The 15,155-nt window shown below is 76.4% G+C and carries 13 protein-coding genes; 9 read left to right on the top strand and 4 right to left on the bottom strand.

Features of this window, described 5'->3' with window-relative positions; all coding sequences use genetic code 11:
* From ACFV4N_RS29025 to ACFV4N_RS28995, 7 genes are all read left to right on the top strand, one after another.
* The coding region (locus ACFV4N_RS29025) for an O-antigen ligase family protein (RefSeq protein ID WP_499675791.1) at positions 1-606 on the top strand (606 nt) is incomplete at its 5' end.
* Positions 596-1,654, top strand: coding sequence for a glycosyltransferase (locus ACFV4N_RS29020; RefSeq protein WP_499675790.1), 1,059 nt, complete (start codon positions 596-598; stop codon positions 1,652-1,654). The genes ACFV4N_RS29025 and ACFV4N_RS29020, both read left to right, overlap by 11 nt.
* 5 nt (positions 1,655-1,659) lie before the next feature.
* Positions 1,660-2,538 carry a YveK family protein gene (locus ACFV4N_RS29015; protein WP_499675789.1) on the top strand — a complete coding sequence of 293 codons (879 nt, stop codon included), beginning with the start codon at positions 1,660-1,662 and terminating at the stop codon, positions 2,536-2,538.
* Positions 2,535-3,785 carry a glycosyltransferase 87 family protein gene (locus ACFV4N_RS29010; RefSeq protein ID WP_499675788.1) on the top strand — a complete coding sequence of 417 codons (1,251 nt, stop codon included), beginning with the start codon at positions 2,535-2,537 and terminating at the stop codon, positions 3,783-3,785. The genes ACFV4N_RS29015 and ACFV4N_RS29010 overlap by 4 nt, the downstream gene beginning before the upstream one ends.
* Positions 3,731-5,191, top strand: a complete 1,461-nt coding sequence (locus tag ACFV4N_RS29005; protein ID WP_499675787.1) for an oligosaccharide flippase family protein — start codon at positions 3,731-3,733, stop codon at positions 5,189-5,191. Before ACFV4N_RS29010 ends, ACFV4N_RS29005 begins: the two co-directional genes overlap by 55 nt.
* Entirely contained in the window at positions 5,188-6,273 is a 1,086-nt protein-coding gene (locus tag ACFV4N_RS29000) for a glycosyltransferase family 4 protein (protein ID WP_499675786.1), read from the top strand. Before ACFV4N_RS29005 ends, ACFV4N_RS29000 begins: the two co-directional genes overlap by 4 nt.
* Entirely contained in the window at positions 6,266-7,366 is a 1,101-nt protein-coding gene (locus ACFV4N_RS28995) for a glycosyltransferase family 4 protein (protein WP_499675785.1), read from the top strand. The genes ACFV4N_RS29000 and ACFV4N_RS28995 overlap by 8 nt, the downstream gene beginning before the upstream one ends.
* 46 nt (positions 7,367-7,412) lie before the next feature.
* Here the strand turns inward: ACFV4N_RS28995 and ACFV4N_RS28990 are convergent, their stop codons facing one another.
* From ACFV4N_RS28990 to ACFV4N_RS28980, 3 genes are all read right to left on the bottom strand, one after another.
* Positions 7,413-8,264 (bottom strand): methyltransferase domain-containing protein, encoded by an 852-nt coding sequence (locus ACFV4N_RS28990; RefSeq protein ID WP_499675784.1) that lies wholly within the window; start codon positions 8,262-8,264, stop codon positions 7,413-7,415.
* A 353-nt stretch (positions 8,265-8,617) separates the two neighbouring features.
* Positions 8,618-10,099 (bottom strand): putative glycoside hydrolase family 15 protein, encoded by a 1,482-nt coding sequence (locus tag ACFV4N_RS28985; protein ID WP_499675783.1) that lies wholly within the window; start codon positions 10,097-10,099, stop codon positions 8,618-8,620.
* The gene (locus tag ACFV4N_RS28980; protein WP_499675782.1) at positions 10,096-11,406 is read right to left on the bottom strand and encodes a sugar transferase; all 1,311 of its coding nucleotides are present in this window, start codon (positions 11,404-11,406) and stop codon (positions 10,096-10,098) included. Before ACFV4N_RS28980 ends, ACFV4N_RS28985 begins: the two co-directional genes overlap by 4 nt.
* A gap of 467 nt (positions 11,407-11,873) precedes the next feature.
* Here ACFV4N_RS28980 and ACFV4N_RS28975 point away from each other — a divergent pair, with 467 nt between their 5' ends.
* Together ACFV4N_RS28975 and ACFV4N_RS28970 are read left to right on the top strand one after the other, a co-directional pair.
* Positions 11,874-12,665: a glycosyltransferase gene (locus ACFV4N_RS28975; protein ID WP_499675781.1), complete on the top strand. Its 792-nt coding sequence runs from the start codon at positions 11,874-11,876 to the stop codon at positions 12,663-12,665.
* The gene (locus ACFV4N_RS28970; protein ID WP_499675780.1) at positions 12,665-13,975 is read left to right on the top strand and encodes an FAD-dependent oxidoreductase; all 1,311 of its coding nucleotides are present in this window, start codon (positions 12,665-12,667) and stop codon (positions 13,973-13,975) included. Before ACFV4N_RS28975 ends, ACFV4N_RS28970 begins: the two co-directional genes overlap by 1 nt.
* Here ACFV4N_RS28970 and wecB read toward each other — a convergent pair.
* Entirely contained in the window at positions 13,893-15,155 is a 1,263-nt protein-coding gene (gene wecB / locus ACFV4N_RS28965; RefSeq protein WP_499675779.1) for a non-hydrolyzing UDP-N-acetylglucosamine 2-epimerase, read from the bottom strand. The genes ACFV4N_RS28970 and wecB overlap by 83 nt on opposite strands.

Below are 15,155 nucleotides of genomic sequence, written 5' to 3'. Positions count from 1 at the left end.
GCGCTCGCGCTTGCCGCCGCCGCGGCGTGGCTGGTGGCCCGCCGGGCGATCCCGGTCCGCGCCCTGCTCGCCGGCGCCGCCGCGCTGGCCGTCCTCGCCGGCTGCGCGGCGCTGGTCGCCGGTCCCGCGCTCGACCGCGCCCTCCGGGAGAAGACGCACGTCGCGGGCACCAACGTGGACACCCGCGAGCTGCGCTGGCAGGCCGCCGCCCGCATGGTCGCCGAGCACCCGGCCCTCGGTGTCGGACCCGGCGGTTTCCGCGCCAACTACCCGGCGGCCTCCCACAACGCCGAAATCGACGAGCAGTCCCCGGTGGCGCACAACATGTACCTGGAGGTCGCCGCCGAGCTGGGGGTGCCCGGTTTCGCGCTGTTCGCCGCGCTGCTGGCGCTCACCGCGGTCACCGCCGAACGCGTCCTGCGCGTCACCGCCGACCCCGGGCCGGTGGTCGCCGCGCAGGCGAGCCTGATCGCCGTCGCGGTCGCCTCGGCCTTCCTGTCCCAGCAGTACTACCTGCCCCTGTGGTCCCTGGTCGCGGTCGTGGCCGCGGCCGACCTGCGCCTGAGGAGGACGAGCTACGTTGCGTGTGCTCCACGTGATCAGTGAGATGGGGACCGGGGGCGCCGAAGCCCTGGTCGCCGGCATGGCCCGCACCGGCGGGCGGTTCGGTTGGCACTCGGCGGTCGCCAGCGGCGGCGGGCACCGGGCCGAGGCGCTGCGCGCGCTGGGCGTGCCCACGTTCACCGTGCCGGTGGCGCGTCGCCGGGCCACCGGTGTGCTGCGCGCCGCCGCGGCCACCAGGACCGCGATCGGCGCCTTCCGGCCCGAGGTCGTGCTGGCCCACAACGTGTCCGCCAGCCTGGTCGCCCGGCTCGCCGCGCTGCCGCGGCGGCTGCCGCTGCTGACGGTCTTCCACGGGGTGCCCGACGAGGACTACCCGAGCGCCGCGCGCGTGCTCAGGCGCACCTCCGGCGCGGTGGTCGCGGTCGCCGACGCCACCGCCGACCGGCTGCGCGCCGCGGGCGTGCCCGACCCGGTGGTGATCCCGAACGCGGTGTTCCCGCAGCCCGAGCGGGTGGACCGGGACGCCGTGCGCGCGGTGCACGGCGTCGGCCGGGACGTGCCGGTCGCGCTGTGCCCGGCCCGCCTGGAACCGCAGAAGCGGCACGACGTGCTGCTGGAGGCGTGGGCCAGGCTGGACCCCGACGCGGTGCTGTGGCTGGCCGGCGACGGGAGCTGCCGCGACGTGCTGGAGAAGCTGGCCGCCGACCTGGGCGTCACCGACCGGGTCCGGTTCCTGGGCAACCGCTGCGACGTGCCCGACCTGCTGGCCGCCGCCGACGTCACCGTGCTCACCAGCGACTGGGAGGGCATGCCGCTGGCCGTGCTGGAGTCGCTGGCCGCCGGCCGCCCGGTGGTGGCGACCGACGTGGACGGCGTGCGCCAGGCCCTGGCCGGCGGTGGCGGTGTCGTGGTGCCGCCCCGGGACCCCGAGGCCACGGCGGCGGCGCTGCGCTCGCTGCTGCACGACCCCGCGGCGCGGGCCGAGCTGGGCGTGGCGGGGCGCGCGTCGGTGCGGCGGGCGCACGACCCGGACGCGTTGATGCGCTCCTACGACGAGCTGCTGCGCGGCGCGCTCGGCGGCGAGCGGTGACCGGGGTGTTCCGGCGCCTGGCGCCGTGGCGTCCCGCGCTGGTCTGCGTCGGCGTCGGGGTGCTCGTCGCGGCGGCGGTTCTGCTGTTCGTCGAGGTGCGCGGCGAGGAGCACCAGAGCCGGGTCGGCCTGCTCGCCGCACCGGTCGCGACCGACTCGCCCGCCCCGTTCGGCGAGGTCGTCGCGCTCTCCCTGCCCGCGCTGGTCGAGCTGGCCCGCAGCCCGTCGGTGCTGCGCGAACCCGCCGACGCGCTCGGCGTCGAGCCCGCCGACCTCGCGGCGGGCGTCTCGGTCGAGCTGGTGCCCGCCTCGGGCCTGGCCCGGCTGTCCGTGCGCCTGCCGACCGCCGACCAGGCGAGCGAGGCGGTGGCCCTGATCGCGCGGAACGTCGTGGACGCGGACCTGCTCGCGCCCTCCGCCCGCCTGCGCCTGCTCGACCGGCCGGAGACCACGAGGGTCGCGCCGGACCGGCCGCTGGCGTTCGGCCTGGCCCTGGTCGCGGGGGTGGTCGCGGGCCTGGTCGCGCTCGCGTTCGGGCGCCTGCGCCGCACCGGGGCCGTCGACCGGGTGCGCGCGGCGCTGGTGGCCGGCGGCGCGCGGCACCCGGTGGCGGTGCTGGACGACGGCGACCCGGACCTGGTGCGGCGGCTGACCGTGCTGTGCGGCGCGGCGGCGCGGCGGGCGCGCGTGGTGGCCGTGACGCCCGAGCTGGCCGAGCGCGCCGAGGAGCTGGCCGCCGAGCTGCCGGACAAGACCGGGGAGCCCGCCGACGGCGAGGCGCTGATCGCGCTGGCGCCCCGGGACCGGTGGCGGCACGACGAGCTGGCCGCCGTGGTCGGCGCGCTGCCCGGCTCCGCCACCGTGGTGGGGGTGGTGCTGGCGTGATCGCGCTGGACACCCGCGTCCGGGGGCACCTGGCGCTCGGGGCGCTGGCGTTCCTGGCGGGAGCGGCGGGCGCGTGGCGCGCGTTGCGGCCCGCGTGGCAGGTGCCCCCGCCCGACGCCGCGAACGCGGCCGAGGAGCGGATGCAGGACTTCCGGGACGCGCTGTACTTCCCGATCCGGGAGTTCCTCGACGGCGGCAACCCCTACCACCCGGCGGTGATGTTCGCGCACTGGCCGGTGCGGCAGAACTTCAACCTCTACCAGCCGTACCACCTGGTGCTGCACCTGCCGTTCGCGCTGCCCGGCTACCGGGTGGGCGCGGTGGCGTTCGCGCTGGCCTCGTTGGTGCTCCTGGTCCTGCTGGCGGTGCTGGCGGCGGGCCGGTTGCGGCCGCACGTGCCCCTGGCGGTCGGCACGGCGGTGGTCGGGGCGCTGCTGCTGCTCAGCCAGGTGGGCAAGGCCCAGCTCTACGTCGGCCAGGTCAACCCGCTGATCGCGGTCGGCGCGGCGGGCGCCCTGCTGTGGCGGGACCGGCACCCGAGGTGGGCGGCGCTGGCGCTGGCCCTGGCGTGGCTGAAGCCGCAGTTCGGCCTGCCGCTGGCGCTGCTGCTGCTCGCCCGGGGCTCGTGGCGGGTCGCGCTGACCGGCACGGCGGTGGCGGCGGTGGCGAGCCTGGCGGTCGTGGCGCCGCTGGTGTCGCGCGGCGGGGTGGGCGCGTTCCTCGACGCGGTCTCGGCGAACCTGGCGCACGCCAGTCAGACCTCTTACGGCGCGGTGGATTCGCTGACGTCCCAGCGGGTCGACGTCGCGGCGGTGTTCTTCCGGCTCACCGGCTGGCTGCCGCCCGGCGCGGAGGCCGCGGTGCCGGTGGTCGCGCTCGCCGTGAGCGCGGTGCTGGTGCGGCGGCTGGACCGGGCGGGCGCGCCGGCCGCGGCCGACCTGCTCACGTGCCTGGCGGTGGTGGTCGCGGTGGTGCACCAGCCCGGTGACGTGCTGATCGCGGTGCCCGCGCTGGTCGCGGTGGCGGTGGCGTGGTGGCCGCGGCGCCGGGAGCGGGGCCTGTGGCCGGTCGGGGCGGTGCTCCTGCTGGCGGCGGTGCCGTTCGCGCACCTGCACTTCGTGAGCCTGGCGGTCCGGGACGTGCTGGGCGCGCGGGCCGACGTGACGCTCGACGGCGTGGCCTTGGTGCTGGCGTGGGCGCTGATGGCCGCGTTCGCCGCGGGCGCGGTTCGCGGGCGGACGTCGTGACCGGCGCCGTGGCGGTTCGGGGCTCGCTGTGGTTATTCCTGGTGAACGTCGTCAGCAAGGGCAGCCAGGTGGCGGTCACGCTGGTGCTGGCGGCGTTCCTCACCTCCGAGGCGCTGGGGCTGGTGGCGCTGGCGGTGGCGCTGGTGAACATCGGCCAGGTCGTGCAGTCGATGGGCGTGTACGACGTGATCAGCCGCACCTCGGGTGACCCGCGCCGGGTCGCGGGCACGCTGCTGGTGCTCAGCGCGGGCGCGGGCGCGGCGCTCGCGCTGGCCCTGGCGCTGGCCGCCGACGAGGTCGCGCGGGCGCTGGACGCGCCGGGCGCCGCGCCGCTGGTGCGCCTGGCCGCGGCGAGCCTGCCGTTCTCGGCGGTGGCCGGGGTGCAGCTGGGGCTGGTGCACCGGGACCTGGACTTCCGGCGCAGGCTGCTGCCCGACGCGGGCGGCGCGGTGCTCGGCGCGGTGGTGGCGGTCGCGCTCGCGGTGGCCGGCGCGGGACCGCACGCGCCCGTGCTCGGGCTGCTGTGCACGGCGGTGTCCGCGCCGCTGCTGGCGGTGCTCGCCGGGGTGCGGGTGCGGCCGTGCTGGGACGCGGCGGCGGCGGTCGAGGCGGCGCGCTGGATCGCGGTGGTCGGGCCGGGCGCGCTGGTCGCCGTGCTGCTGGTCAACGTGGACTACCTCGCGGTGGCGCGGGTGCTGGGCGCGGAGGCGGTCGGCGCGTACTCGCTGGCGTACCGGATCGCGTGGGTGCCTTACATCCTGGTCGCGGTGGTGCTGGGCGGCGTGGTGCTGCCGCTGTGCGCCGAGCTGGCCCGCGAAGGGCGGGAGCTGTCCGGTGTGGTCGGTCGGTTCACGCTGGCGGTGCTGGCCCTGACCGGCGGCCTGTACGCGGTGACGGCGGCGTCGGCGGACCGGGTCGTGGTGCTCGGCGAGCGGTGGGCCCCGGCCGCGCTGCCGCTGGCGCTGCTGTGCCTGTACGGCCTGGGGATCAGCCTGCTGCACGTGTGGTACCAGGTGCTCAAGGCCACCGGGCACGCGCGCCGCTACCTGGCGCTGGAGGTGACCCACCTGGTCGTGCTGCTGGCGGGCCTGGTCGCGTTCACCTCGCGGGGCGTGGTGGCGGTGTCCGCCGTGCACGCCGTGGCGGCGTGGTCGCTGGTGCCGGTGACGTGGCGGGCGTTGGCGCGCCGGGGGTTGACGCCGGGGGCGGGGTCCCTGGCGCGCGGTGCGGTCGGGGTGGTGGCGGCGGCCGGGTGCGCCGCCCTGGTGGTGCGGCTGGCCGGTGACGCGTTCGGGCCGCCCGGTTCGGCGGTGGGCGCGGTGACCCAGGGGGTGGTGCTGGTGGCGGTGTGCGGTGCGGTCGTGGTGGTCCTGAACCGGGACGTGCTGCGGGAGGTGCGGCGGTGAAGGTCGTGCACGTGAGCCAGCCCGTGACCGCCGGCGTGGCGGCGGTGGTGCTGGACCTGGCGCGCGCGCAGCGGGAACGCGGCTGGCACGTCACGGTGGTGTGCCCGCCGGGGCCGCTGGCCGCCCGGGCGCGGGCCGCGGGCGTGCGGGTGGAGGAGTGGCGGGCCGGCCGCCGCCCCGGCCCGGCGGTGGTGGCCGAGGTGGTCCGGCTGCGGCGCGTGCTGCGGCGGCTCGCGCCGGACGTGGTGCACCTGCACAGCTCCAAGGCCGGCCTGGCCGGGCGGCTGGTGCTGCGGGGCCGGCGGCCGACGCTGTTCCAGCCGCACCTGTGGTCGTTCCAGACGGCCACCGGTTTCGTGGGCCGCGCGTCGCGGTGGTGGGAGCGGTTCGGCGCGCGGTGGACGCACCAGCTCGTGTGCGTGAGCGACGACGAGCTGGCGGTCGGGCGCGTCGCCGGGATCGGCGGGCCCGCCGAGGTGGTGTGCAACGGCGTGGACACCGAGCGGTTCCGGCCGGGCGACCGGCTGGCGGCCCGGTGGCGGCTGGGGCTGCCGGACCGGCCCACCGCGGTGTGCGTGGGCCGGCTGACCCACCTCAAGGGGCAGGACCTGCTGCTGGCGGCGTGGCCCGCGGTGCTGGCCGCGGTGCCCGAGGCGCGGCTGGTGCTGGTCGGCGACGGCCCGCTGGGGCGCCGCTGGCGGGCCGAGCACGTGGACGAGTCCGTGCGGTGGTGGGGCCACGACGACGAGACCGCGGACTTCTACGCGGCGGCGGACGTGGTGGTGCTGCCGTCGCGGGCGGAGGGGATGGCGCTGGTGCCGCTGGAGGCGATGGCGTGCGGCCGGTCCGTGGTGGCGTTCGACGTGGGCGGGGTGCGGCAGGCCCTCGGCTCGGCCGGGGCGGTGCTGCCGGTCGGCGAGGTCGCCGGGCTGGCGGCGGCGCTCGCGGCCCGGCTGGCGGACCCGGTGTCGGCCGACGCGGAGGGCAGGCGCGGTCGGCGGCGGGTGGAGCTGCTGTTCGACCTGAGGCAGGCGACCGACCAGGTCACGACGTTGGTGGAGAAGCTGGTGGACCGTGGGTGAGCGGCTGAGGGTGGCGTACCTGCTGACCCAGGACGGCGGCGGGCCGGTGGACGTGACGGTGCGGCTCGCGCGGGCCCTGCTCGACTCGGGCGAGGCGGACGTGCGGGTGTTCGGGCCCGTGCCCAGGCGCGGTGCCGAGCTGCTGGGCGAGCACCACGAACGGGTGGAGGTCGGGCGCAAGTCGGACGTGCGCGCCGGTCGTCGGGCCCGGTCGGCGGTGCTGGCCTGGCGGCCCGACGTGCTGCACGCGCAGGACCGGCGGGCCGGGCTGGTCGGCGCGGGGCTGAGGTCGCGGTGCGCGGTGGTGCAGACCTACCACGGCGTGCCGGACGACGTGGGCGAGGCGTGGTTCCGGGGCGTGGCGCGGGCGCCCGGCCCCTCGGCGTACACGCGGACCGTGCTGGCCGCCGACGCGGTGGTGGCGCGGGCGTTGCGCCGGACCGTGGTGCCGGCGCGGGCGATGGGCCTGTTCCTGAACTCCCGGCTGCGGGTGCCCGAGGGGCGGCTGGAGCACATCGACAACTGCGTGGCCCCGGCGCGCCCGCACCCGCCGTCCGGACCGGTGCGGCGGCTGGTGTTCGTCGGGTTGCTGGTGGCGCGCAAGGGGGTGGCGACGCTGCTGGAGGCGCTGGCCGTGCCCGGGGTGATGCCGGCGGACGCGACGCTGGCGGTGGTCGGGGACGGTCCGGAGCGGGCGCGGGCGGAGGAGCTGGCGCTGCGGCTGGGCGGGCGGGTGCGGTTCCTCGGGTTCCGCGCCGACGTGCCGGAGCTGCTGCGCGCGCACGACGCGCTGGTGCTGCCGTCCACGATGGAGCAGCAGCCGCTGGTGGTGGCCGAGGCGATGGCGGCGGGCAAGCCCGTGGTGGCCACGGACACCGGCGGCGTGGCGGACATGCTCGGCGACGCGGGCCGGCTGGCCGCGCCCGGTGACGTGGCGCAGCTCGCGGACCGGCTGCGGGCCCTGTTCGCGGACCCGGACCCGGCGCGCACCGGGCGGGAGCTGGCGGAGCGGGCGCGGGAGCGGTTCGCGCCGGGGGTGTGCGCCGGGCGGCACCTCGCGCTCTACCGGCGCCTGCTGGGCCGGGCCGGCTGATCGGCGCCCCGCCGCCACCGCGACGCGGGGGAGGCGGGGCCCCTGGTCACCGGGGCCGGTAGGCGGTGGCCAGCACGGAGACGGTGACCCGGTCGGGCAGCGGGACGCCACCGGTCGGGTCCTCGGGGTTCGAGCGGCGTGCGCTCGGCGTCATCCCCACCAGGTCGGCGACCGCCTGCCCGGTCACGGGCGCGGTGTACTCGACCCGTTCGGTGACGACCGCCTCGAAGCAGGGGTCCAGCGCCCGGTGCAGCCGCTGTTCCTTGGCCGGGTCGACCGCGAGCATCGAGGGCACCCGGCCGCGCAGCTCGGCCAGGTGCCGCCCGGTGGGGCGGACCACGACCAACCGGCCGGTCGGGCGCAGCACCCGGTGGAACTCGGCCGGGTTGCGCGGGGCGAAGACGTCCAGCACGACGTCGACCGCCCCGCCGGCCAGCGGGAAGGGGCGGAACACGTCCCAGGCCGCCGCGGCGGCCCGTTCGTGGGCACGGGCCGCCGAGCGCAGCGCGCGCACCGACGTGTCCAGCCCCAGGCCGCGGGCGCCGGGCAGGTGGTCGAGCACGCCGGCCAGGTGGTAGCCCGTGCCGCACCCCACGTCCACGACCGCGGCCCGCTCGGGCGCCGCGTCGGCCGCCAGGCCGGCCACGACCTCGCGGATGGGCGCGTACGCGCCGGTCGACAGGAACCTGCGCCGGGCCCGGACCGCGGCCGCGTCGTCGCCGCTGGTGGCGCGGCCACCCGTGAGCAGGCCGGCGTAGCCGTGGCGGGCGATGTCGAAGGTGTGGCCCTCGGCGCAGCGCAGCGCGCCGCGGTCGGGGCGCAGGCGGCGCGTCCGGCACGTCGGGCAGCGCAGCAGGTCGAGGGACCGTTCGAGGGCAGGGGGGAGCGGGACGGGCACGAGGCACTCCAGGCGGGGGTGACGGGGAGGGACCGTGCCCGCGCGCGCTCGGGGCGCCGCGCCGCCGGAGGACGGGCGGCGCCGGGGAAGTGGTCCACGCGGCAGGCACGCCGAGGAGGGCGACGCCGTCCGGCACCGCCCTCAACGCCTCCCGGTCACAGGAAGCAGTGCTGGACGCTCGTGAATGCCACGCCACGAGCCTGGGAACACCGTCAAAGCCTTTCCCTCCCACCCGGGTCGGGGACGCGGTCCGGTCCGGGCGCGATGGCCTCGATGGGGCGGACCGGTGCCGGCGAGGTCGATCCGATCCCGCGCGCCGGCCGGCCCCCGTGGGCCCGCGACCTCTGACGGGGTCAGCCCGGCGCGCCGCTCGGAGCGGGCGCGGTGGTCGGGGTCGGGTCCTCGGCGCTCGTGGTCGGGACGCCGGCGCCCGTGGTCGGCTCGGTCGCCGACGGGCTCTCGGTGGTCGCGGGGCTCTCGGTCGTCGAGGGCGCCTCGGCGCCCGTCGTGGTGGCGGGCGGGGTGCTCGTGCCCTCCGGCCGGCTGGTCGCCGGCTCCTGGTCCGGCGGTTCCTGGTCGGGCGGCTCGACCAGGATCAGCGCGTCGGCGGCCTCCAGCTCGACGGTCGCGGGCACGGCCTCGCCGGTATCGACGTCCACCAGCCCCGCCGGCGGCGTCACCGAGACCTTCTGCCCGGTCGGGTTGACCGCGACGTACCCGCCGGTGAACCGGCGGTCCCACACCCCGGACGGCAGCCGGTTCGCGGTCTCGACCGCCTCGCCCAGCTCGGCCTCCTGGTAGTGCGACCAGTCCGGGTGGCGGTAGTCCCTCGTGGTCGCCCCGCTCCAGCAGGTGTGGGGGCTGGCCAGCAGGGCCGCGGTGGCGTAGCCGACCCGCTCCTCCCGCTCGGACTTGGTGTGCGTGATCAGCAGCAGCCACGTCTCGCCGAGCGCGGCCTGCGACCGCAGCTCCTTCCACTCGTTGCCCTTGAAGGTGAGCAGCTCGCCCGTGCCGGTGTCGCGGAGGCCGAAGTTCTCCTCCATCGCGCCGTGGTAGCGGGAGTGCGCCGACCAGCGCCCGGCCGTCAGGTGCGACTCGGACACGTTCGGCACCAGCATCTTCCCCGCCTTCTGCAGGGCGTCGCCGGCCGTGGTGAGGAACGCGTCGAGGCCCTCGCGGATGATCCGGTCGGACTCGGCCGCGTCCTCGGCGCCCTTGATGATCGCCGACGAGTAGTGGCCCAGGGAGCTGAAGTCGTTGTCCGCCAGCACCCCGTCCCAGCCCTCGCGCACCACCTCGGCGGTCACCGCCTCGGTCCACGCCTTCTGGTAGGTCGGGTCCCACACCGTCATCTGCCAGTGCTTCGGGTAGGACTTCCACTCGATGCGGCGGCCCTCGCCGTCCACCGCGAACCACTGCGGGTTGTTCCGCTGGGCGGCGAAGTAGCCGATGCCGCTGGGCAGGAACGGCGCGTCCGAGTCGCCGATCACCGCGCCGGGGTAGTTGCGGACGCTGGAGAAGTCCTTGTACACCAGCACCTTGACGGCCGGGTTCAGCTTCTTCAGCCGGCGCAGGGCCCTGGTCTCGGTCGCGTTGAGCACCACCAGGTCGTAGTGCTGCGCGGCGAACTTCAGCTCCACCGAGGTCGGCGGCTCGCCGATGCCGTACCACCAGGCGCACGGCGCGAGCGGCTTGGGCGGCGGGGCCAGCGGGTCGGCCGTGGGCGCCGCGCCGCCCTGCTGCCCCGTGGCGGGGACGACCGTGCAGGCCGGGCCCGCCAGGAGCAGGGCGGAGGCGCACAGCAGGCCCAGGGCGCGACGCCACCGCCGGCTCACCGACTCCTCCGGCACACCAGCTCACCCACCGTCTGCAACAGGATCTTGACGTCCAGCCACAGGGACCAGTTGGCTATGTAGTAGTTGTCGTAGCGGGACCGGTCGACTATCGAGGTGTCGCCCCGGAGGCCGTGCACCTGCGCCAGGCCGGTCAACCCCGTCGGGACCCGGTGCCGGGCCCAGTACAGCTCGTGGATGGCGGAGAACTCGCGCACGAAACCCGGCCTTTCCGGGCGCGGGCCGACGATCGACATGTCGCCCCGGATGATGTTCCACAACTGGGGCAGTTCGTCCAGGGACGTGGTGCGCAGGAATCGCCCGACCGGCCCGACACGGTGATCTCCCACCACCGACCAGGTGATTTGGGAATCGTCTTCGCCACGCATTCTCACGCTGCGCAACTTGTAAAGCACGAACGGCTGATCGTCCATGCCTATCCGAACCTGCCGGAAGATCACCGGTCGGCCGCTCTCCAGCAGCACGGCCAGCGCGCACAGGGCGATCACCGGCGCCAGCACCACCAGCGCGACGGCGGCCAGCAGCACGTCCGCGCCGCGCTTGACCCACCAGCTCGGCCTGGTGGTCGGGGCGGTGCCCAGCCGCATCAGCGGGTAGCTGCGCAGCCGCTCGACGTCGGGCCCGTCCTGGTGGAGCTCGTACATCCGGGGCACCACCAGGGTGGTGCAGCCCAGTCGGTGCGCGGTGATGGCCGAGTCGACCACGGACGACTCGCGGGCGCGGGAGAACGCCAGCACGACCGTGCCGACGCCCAGTCGGGTGATGGCGTCGGCCAGGTCCTCGTCCAGCAGGTCGACCGGCAGCGCGGCCGGGTCGAGCGCGGGCTCCGGGTCGACGAAACCGACCGGGCGCAGGCCGAACTCCGGGTGCGCGAGCATCGCGCCGGCCAGGTCGACGCCGACCTTGCCCGCGCCGACCACGATCGTGCGGTCGCAGCGGTGGAACCGGCGGCGGCACCAGCGGCCGAAGGCGAACACCGCCAGCCGCGCGGGCTCGCCCGCCGCGGCGAACGCCAGCACCGTCCACTGGGCGGCCCGCGCGGGCTCGTCCGCGACCAGCCCGACCCCGGTGACCAGGGCGAACGCCAGCGCGGTCGCGCCGACCGACCGGGGCAGGTCCTGGAGCCAGGACAGCCACAGCCGCCGCCGGTACAGCCGGCACGCGCCCCGCGTGCCCAGCAGCGCCGCGGCCACCACCGCGGCCCACCACCAGTCCGGCCGGCACCGCGCGACCGCCACCGCCACCGCGGCCACGTCGACCGCGACCAGCAGCACCGCCACCGCGTTCACCCGCCGGAGCAGGTCCGGCCACGAGGCCTCGCGCGGCCTCGGGCTCCGCCACCGCGACGCCGGGGGGCGGGTGGCCGCCGAGCGCGCCCCGTTCACCCCCACCCCGTTCACCGCGGACCGCCCAGGCCGGGGGCCGCGGGCGTGCCGCACACGCCACACCACATCAGGACGTTGTCCTCTCCACCACGTTCTCGCTATCGGTCACCCGTTCGAGACCAGTCGAACGGGGAAGTTCTGGTTGCTCGGTGTTGATTTGGTGTGCCCTCCCCGGGTTAATTCACTCTTTCGGGAACCACGTTTCCCCTTACCGGATCTCGCTGGTTGGTATTGTCTCAGCTCATTCGCCCTGCCGTGCGACCCGAAACGCGCGGGGTGGCCGGATCGGGTGGCGACGCACAGGCGAATAATTCTGGACCGACATCCGCCCTCCAGTGAAATGGGGCCCTTTGACCGTCGATGAAGGCGCTGTGCGCACCGCGCCGGAACAGGGCACACCCGTCCGTTCCCGCGCCCGTTCGCACGTCGTGCTACCCGCCTACAACGAAGCCGAGTCCCTGCCGCCGCTGCTGAGCCGGCTGGCGGACGTCGCGCACGCCGAGCAGCTCACCGCCTGGGTCGTGGACGACGGCTCGTCCGACGGCACCGCCGAGGTGGTCGCCGCCGGTGTGCCGGGCCTGGACCTCAGGCTCGTCAGCCACCCGGTGAACCTCGGCCTCGGCCAGGCCGTCCAGTCCGGGCTCCGCGCCGCGCTCGCGGAGGCGTCCGGGCGCGACGTCGTCGTCGTGATGGACGCCGACGACACCCACGACCCGTCCCTGCTGCGCAGGCTGCGCGAGGAGATCGAGGCGGGCGCGGACGTGGTGATCTGCTCCCGCTTCGTCGACGGCGGCGACGACGCCACCGCGCCCGCGCTGCGCCGGCTGCTCTCGCGCGGCGCGGCGGTGCTGTTCCGGCGCCTCGTGCGGGTCGAGGGCGTGCGCGACTTCACCAGCGGGTTCCGCGCCTACCGGGCCGACCTGCTCGCGCGGGCCGCCCGCCACTGGGGCGAGCGGCTGATCGAGGAGCGCGGGTTCGCCTGCATGGTCGAGCTGCTGCTGAAGCTGCGGCACTGCCGCCCGGTGGTGGCCGAGGTGCCGCTGGTGCTGCGGTACGACCGGAAGCGGGGCGCGAGCAAGATCCGCATCGCCCGGACCGTCGGGCAGTACCTCAAGCTGCTGGCGCGCGACCGCCTCGCGCCCGCGCCGCACCGGGCCCTGTGATGGCGCCCGCGACGCCGGGCGGCGAGCACGTCGTGGTGGTCGGCGGCGGCATCTGCGGCCTGGCCGCCGCCCACCGGCTGGCCCGCTCGGGCACCCGGGTCACCCTGCTGGAGGGCAGCGACCGGCTCGGCGGCCTCGGCACGTTCTTCCCCTGGCGCGACCGGTGGGTCGAGCGGTTCTACCACTGCGTGATGCCCACCGACGACCACCTGCTCGGCCTGCTCGACGAACTCGGCCTGCGCTCCTCGGTCAAGTGGGACCGCACCCGGATGGGCATGGTCGTGTCCGGCCGCCACCACCCGTTCAACACGGCCCTGGACCTGCTGCGCTTCACCCCGCTGGGCCTGCCCGACCGGGTGCGCTTCGGCGTGGTCACGCTGCTGCTGCGCCGCCTGGGCCGCCGCCGCGACCTCGACGCCACCCGCACCGAGGACTGGTTGCGCGGCCTGTACGGCGACCGCGTCTGGGAACTGCTGCTGGCGCCGCTGTTCGGCGCGAAGTTCGGCGAGCGCTTCGGCGACGTGCCCGCCCTGTACCTGTGGCAGCGCCTGGGCCGCGAGGGCGCGGTCTCGGTGCGCGGCTACCCGGAAGGCGGCTACCGGGCCGTGATCGACGCGCTCCGGGCGTCGATCGAGGGCAACGGCGGCGTGGTGCGGCTCAACGCGCCCGTGCGGCGGATCGGCGTCGCCGGCGGCGCGCGGCTGGAGCTGCCCGACGAGGTGCTGACCGCCGACCGGGTCATCTCGACGCTGCCGCTGCCGCAGCTGCGGCAGGTGGCCGACGAGGACCTCGCGCCCCGGCTGCCCGACGTGGAGCTGCCCTACCAGGGCGTGGTCAACGCGCTGTTCTTCCTGCGCCGCCCGCTGTCGGGCCACTACTGGACGCCCGTGGTGCGCTCCGGCACCGACTTCGACGGGTTGGTCCAGATGACCCCGCTCGCGGGCGTGGAGCCCTACGGCGGGCGCCACCTCGTGTACGCCATGCGCTACACCGACCGCGGCTCCGCGCTGTTCGCCGAGGACGACGCCGCGGTGGCCGGGCGGTGGACCGCGCAGCTGCTCGCCCTGCACCCGGGCCTGCGCCGCGAGGACGTCGACGACGTGCGGGTGTTCCGGGCGCCATTCGTGGAGCCGGTGTACCCGCTGGGCTACCTGGCGCGCCGGCCGCCCGTGGTGGTCGCCGGCACCCCGCTGCTGCTGGCGACCACCGCCCACGTGTACCCGGACGTCACGAGCTGGAATTCGAGTGTGGGACTCGCGAACCGCGTGGTCGCGACGCCGGCGGGGGCACCACGACCCGTTCCGGGGTGAGCACCCGCTCGTCGCCGACCAGCCGCCGCAGCGCCGCGGCGATCCGGGTCGACGGCGAGCCGGTGCCGTAGGGGGAGGGGATGCGCTCCAGCCGCTCCCGGTGGCCGGGCACGTCGTCCAGCCACCGCAGCACCTCGGCGCGCACCCCCGCGCCGGGCGCGACCAGCGTGCCGAACGTGCCCTCGATCTCGGGCCGCTCGGTGCTGCGGCGCACCACCACCACGGGCCGCTTGAGCACGCTCACCTCCTCCTGGATGCCGCCGGAGTCGGAGACGACCACCGCGGCGCACCGGGCGAGGGCGAGGAACGCCGGGTACGCCTGCGGTTCCACGACCTTCAACCCCTCCAGGAGGCCGCCGAGGCCGAAGCCCTCGACCCGCTTGGCGGTGCGCGGGTGCAGCGGCAGCACCACCGGCAGCGGCAGGTGGCGCAGCTCGCGCAGGATGGCCTCCAGGTTCGCCGGGTCGTCGACGTTCTCCGGGCGGTGCACGGTGGCCAGCACGTAGCCGTCCGGCCGCAGCTCGTGCGAGGCCAGCACGACGTCCTCCTCCTCGCGGTCGGGCAGCGCGGCCAGGAGCGCCTCGACCACGGTGTTGCCGGTGATCGCGATGCGCTCGTCGGGCACGCCCTCGGAGAGGAGGTTGGTGCGGTTGAGCGGGGTCGGCGCGCAGCACAGGTCGGCGAGGTGGTCGATGGCCACCCGGTTGTGCTCCTCGGGCATCGCCCGGTCGTAGCTGCGCAGGCCCGCCTCGACGTGCACCAGGGGCACCTCGTTGGCGTTGGCGGCCAACGCGCCCGCGAGCGCGGAGGTCGTGTCGCCCTGCACGATCACCACCCGCGTCGGGTGCTGGGCGAGCACCCCGTCCACCGCGGCCACCGCCGAGCCGAGCTGGGCGCCCCGGCGCGCGCCGCCGACGGCCAGCTCGTGGAACCGGCCGGGGCAGCCGATGTCCCGGCGGATGCGGTGGTACAGCGCGGTGTCGTAGTGCTGTCCGGTGTAGACGACGGTGGCCGCCTGCCCGAGCAGGCGGATCAGCGGCGCCAACTTGATCAGCTCCGGCCTCGTGCCGCACACCATCGTGACGGCGCCGGGCGCTCCCGTGTCGATCTGACCCACCTCCAGTCGCGGTCGCCGCGCCGGGGCGCGACCGCCGAGAAGGATAGAGTCCCGCAGGTCGAT

Source organism: Actinosynnema sp. NPDC059797 (genome assembly GCF_042732085.1).
Classification (GTDB): Bacteria; Actinomycetota; Actinomycetes; order Mycobacteriales; family Pseudonocardiaceae; genus Actinosynnema.
Note: the sequence above shows the minus strand (reverse complement) of the source record. Positions and strands in the feature narration are given on the sequence as shown.

Bases quoted from the DNA above. Each gene is read 5' to 3' on its own strand.
- ACFV4N_RS28970 (WP_499675780.1), top strand. From the start codon at position 12,665: ATGGCGCCCGCGACGCCGGGCGGCGAGCACGTCGTGGTGGTCGGCGGC.